Raw genomic sequence first — 3,547 nt, forward strand, 5'->3', positions numbered from 1 at the left:
GGCGGGGCTGGCCCTGGGCGCGTTCTACGTCATGCACATGGTGCGCGGCACGGGCGCCGCGGCGGGCGGGGGCGCCCTGTGGCTGACGTGGGCGGTGCCCAACGGGTGGCTGGAGAACGTGCGCCCCTTCGCCGACGAGCGGTGGTGGGCCCTGCTCCCGGTCCTGGCCTGGATCGCGCTGACCGTCGGGGCCGCTTTCGCCCTGGCGGAACGGCGCGACCTGGGCTTCGCCCTGTTCTCCCGGCGGGGCGGTCCCGTGCGGGCTGCCCGGTGGCTGCGGTCGGTGCCCGCCCTGGTGTGGCGGCTGCACCGCGGCTCCGTGCTGGTGTGGGCGGCCGCCCTCGCGGTCATGGGACTGGCGATGGGCCGCACCGGTGCGCAGGCCATGGCCGAGTACGCCGACATGCCGTGGGTGCGCGCGATGGCCGCCGAACTCGGTGTGGAGCCCGCCGACACCTTCTTCGTCTACGTCGTCTTCGCCTTCGTGTTCCCCGTGGCGGCCCACGCCGTGCTCACGGCCCTGTGCGTGCGCGCCGAGGAGAACGCGGGAACGGGGGAGCTGCTGCTCGCGGGGCCGACCGGACGGACGGCCTGGGCTCTGGCGCACGCCGCGACGGCCTTCACCGCCCCCGTGGTCCTGCTGGCCGCCCTGGGCGTCGCGGTGGGCCTGGGCGCGGGTCTGGGCGGTGAGCGGGTCTGGTTCGACGTCGGGCGCTTCACCGCGCTGACGTTGTCCCTGGCCCCGGCGGTGTGGGTGGTCGTGGCCGTCACCCTCCTGGCCTACGGGACGGTTCCGCGCGCGTGCGCGGCGGTGGGCTGGGGGTTCCTGGCCCTCGGGATACTGACCGAGATCGCCGTCAAGGTGAACCTGGTGCCGGACGCGGTGTTCACGCTGGTCTCGCCCTTCGCCCACGTCAACCCGTACTACCGGGGGACCTGGGCCTCCTACCCGCTGCTGGCGGCACTGGCCGCGGTGCTCACGGCCGTCGGGCTGTGGGCGCTGCGCCGCCGCGACCTGCCCGCCTGAACGCCACGGGTGACCGCTCGTCCGCCTCCGGGGCTTCCCTGCGCCACGGGAGGTCCCGGTGGCCCCGGTCCGCGGCCTCACCGCGGGGCCGGGGACGCCTCCCCCGCGCGTCGGCCTACGCGCCCTCGATCCGCCGCACGGTGCGCCGCAGCAGGAGCGCCAGCGCGGCGGCCGAGACCAGGACCCCGCCCGCCAGGCACAGCCAGGGCCCCAGCGGTCCGGCGTCGTAACCGGGCAGGGCCAGGGCGGGCCAGGACGGCGGGAGCGGCAGCAGCAGGAGGTTCCAGGGCGCGGGTAGGACCCAGGCCGCCACGGGGGTCAGGGCCAGGAGCGCGCCGATCCCCTTGACCACGACCAGGGCCTCCACCTTGTTGGCGGACAGCGCGGTCATCGACGCCGTCAGCAGCGGCGCCTGGAGAGCAGCGAGCACGAGGGCGACCGCGACCGGCGCGGTCCACCCTGAGGTCATGAGCCCGCTCAGGGGCAGGGCCGCGGCGAGCCCGGCCAGGGACAGGACGGTGACCAGGACCGTCCGGTAGCCGAGGTAGGCGGGCACGGACACCGGCGAGGCGCGCAGCACCAGCAGGACGTTCTCGTCGGAGTCCTCGACGGCGCGCAGGCCGCCGACCACCCCGAACATCATGGGCACGTGCAGCAGGACCAGCGCCGCCAGGACCACGGGGGTGTGCGGCGCGAGGTCGAACCCGTAGGAGCCGAGGACGAACTCCGAGGCCGCCGGGAAGGCGAAGCGGATGACCAGCGCCAGCAGGACCGGGGCGCCGAGCATGAGCGGCAGCAGGGGGTCGCGCCCGGTGCCGAAGAGGTCGACGCGGGCGAAGCGCACGATCACCGGGAGGCCGCCGCGCCCGCTGACCGGCCGGGCGGGCCCGCCCGCGCCCCTGCCGTTCGCGTGCCTCCGGGGAGCGGGAGCCGCTCCGCGCCCGACCGCGCGGGAGGCGGCGACCACCCCGGTCGCCGCCCACGCCACGGCGTAGACGGTGCCCGCGACCAGGGCCGCTGGGGACGCGTCGGGGGAGCCGGGCGCGGCCCCCAGGCGGATGAGGTCGGCGCCCGCGGTGGTCGGCACCGCGTACAGGAGCGGGTGCTCCAGGATTCCGCTGACGTGTACGAGGGGGACCAGGACCAGCGGCGCGACGGTGAGCGGGGCCGCCAGGAGGAAGCCCGACAGGTCCCGGGAGCGGGCGCCCACCGCCAGGCACACGGTGAGCAGCAGCAGACAGGTGAGCGCCACCCCGCCCAGGACCGGCGGCAGGGCCTGCGCGAGGTCGGCGAACCGGCCCCGCAGCGCCGCCGCGAGCATCGGCACGGCGATGAGCAGCGTCAGCGCGGTGAGCACCGCGAGCCGGGCCGCCACCCCCTCCCCCGCGCGCAGCGGGGTCACCGTCAGCGCCGAACGCGTTCCCTCGGTGCGTTCGAAGAGCAGCAGGGCCGCGGCGAAGAGCGCGCCGAAGCCCGCCGTGTCGAGGAAGAGCAGGTAGGACGCCACCGTCCCGGCCGCCTCGGCGGGGACCGCGAGCAGGACCAGGGTCCACACGGTGCCGAGGGCGGCGGCCACGGGTACGACGCCGTAGCGCAGCCCGACCCGCGACTCCAGTGCGGTAGCCGCGAGCAGGCGGTTCACAGCCTCTCCCGGGTGACCGTCGCGAAGACCTCGTCCAGCGAGGCCTCACGGGTGTGCAGCGTCTCCACCTCGCCCCGCCTCAGCAGCTCCAGGAGTTCGGCGTCCCCGGTCAGGGCCTCCATCGGCATCTCCCGGGGGGCCTGCCCCCGGACCCGGACCACGAGTCCGGGACGGCCGTGGCGGAGCTTGAAGCCGCGCGGTGTGTCCACGGCGACGATCCGTCCCCCGGCCACGAAGGCGACCCGGTCGCACAGCAGGTCGGCGGTGGCCATGTCGTGCGTGGTGAGGAAGACCGTGCACCCCCGGTCCGCCGCCTCCCGGACGACCTCCCGCAGCAGGGCGGAGCGCACCGGGTCCTGGCCCGAGGTGGGCTCGTCCAGGAAGAGGAGTTCGGGTCTGTTGACCAGCGCCCGGGCCAGGTTGAGCCGCATGCGCATGCCCTTGGACAGGTCGTCGACCCTGCGGTCGGCCGCGTCCGCCAGGTCCACCCGGGCCAGGAGTTCGCCGGGGTCCTCGACGGGTCCGCGGTAGAGGGAGGCGAAGGCGGCGAGGTTCTCGCGGGCGGTGAGCTTGCCGAACCCGGCCGGGAGCTCGAAGCCCACACCCACGCGCTCGAAGTAGTCCGCGCCCCGGTCGCGCAGGGGACGGCCGAGGACGCGCACCTCGCCCTCGTAACGGCGCAGCAGCCGGGTGAGCACCCTCTGGGTGGTGGACTTCCCGGCGCCGCTGGGGCCGAGGAAGCCGAAGACCTCGCCGCGGGCCACGGAGAAGCTCATCCCCGCGACCGCGGGCCGGTCGGCGTTCGGGTAGCGGACCAGGAGGTCCTCGACGGTGATGACCTGGTCGGTCATGGGGGGTCCTCAGGATCGGTGGTGGGA

The 3,547-nt window shown here is 75.7% G+C and carries 2 protein-coding genes and 1 pseudogene; 1 reads left to right on the plus strand and 2 read right to left on the minus strand.

Going from position 1 to position 3,547, the window contains the following annotated elements:
• A pseudogene (locus DQW06_RS09525) lies at nucleotides 1-1,027 on the plus strand (antibiotic ABC transporter); the annotation flags it as partial.
• A gap of 115 nt (nucleotides 1,028-1,142) precedes the next feature.
• Here DQW06_RS09525 and DQW06_RS09530 read toward each other — a convergent pair.
• Both DQW06_RS09530 and DQW06_RS09535 read right to left on the minus strand, forming a co-directional pair.
• On the minus strand, nucleotides 1,143-2,669 hold the full coding sequence (locus DQW06_RS09530) for a hypothetical protein (protein WP_117198309.1): 1,527 nt from the start codon (nucleotides 2,667-2,669) through the stop codon (nucleotides 1,143-1,145).
• Nucleotides 2,666-3,520: an ABC transporter ATP-binding protein gene (locus tag DQW06_RS09535; RefSeq protein ID WP_013152714.1), complete on the minus strand. Its 855-nt coding sequence runs from the start codon at nucleotides 3,518-3,520 to the stop codon at nucleotides 2,666-2,668. Before DQW06_RS09535 ends, DQW06_RS09530 begins: the two co-directional genes overlap by 4 nt.
• Between the last annotated feature and the right edge of the window lie 27 nt (nucleotides 3,521-3,547).

Origin of the sequence: Nocardiopsis sp. TNDT3 (assembly GCF_003427465.1) — a bacterium.
GTDB lineage: Bacteria > Actinomycetota > Actinomycetes > Streptosporangiales > Streptosporangiaceae > Nocardiopsis > Nocardiopsis dassonvillei.

Coding starts and splice junctions, on each gene's coding strand:
- DQW06_RS09535 (WP_013152714.1), bottom strand. CDS start 3,520: ATGACCGACCAGGTCATCACCGTCGAGGACCTCCTGGTCCGCTACCCG.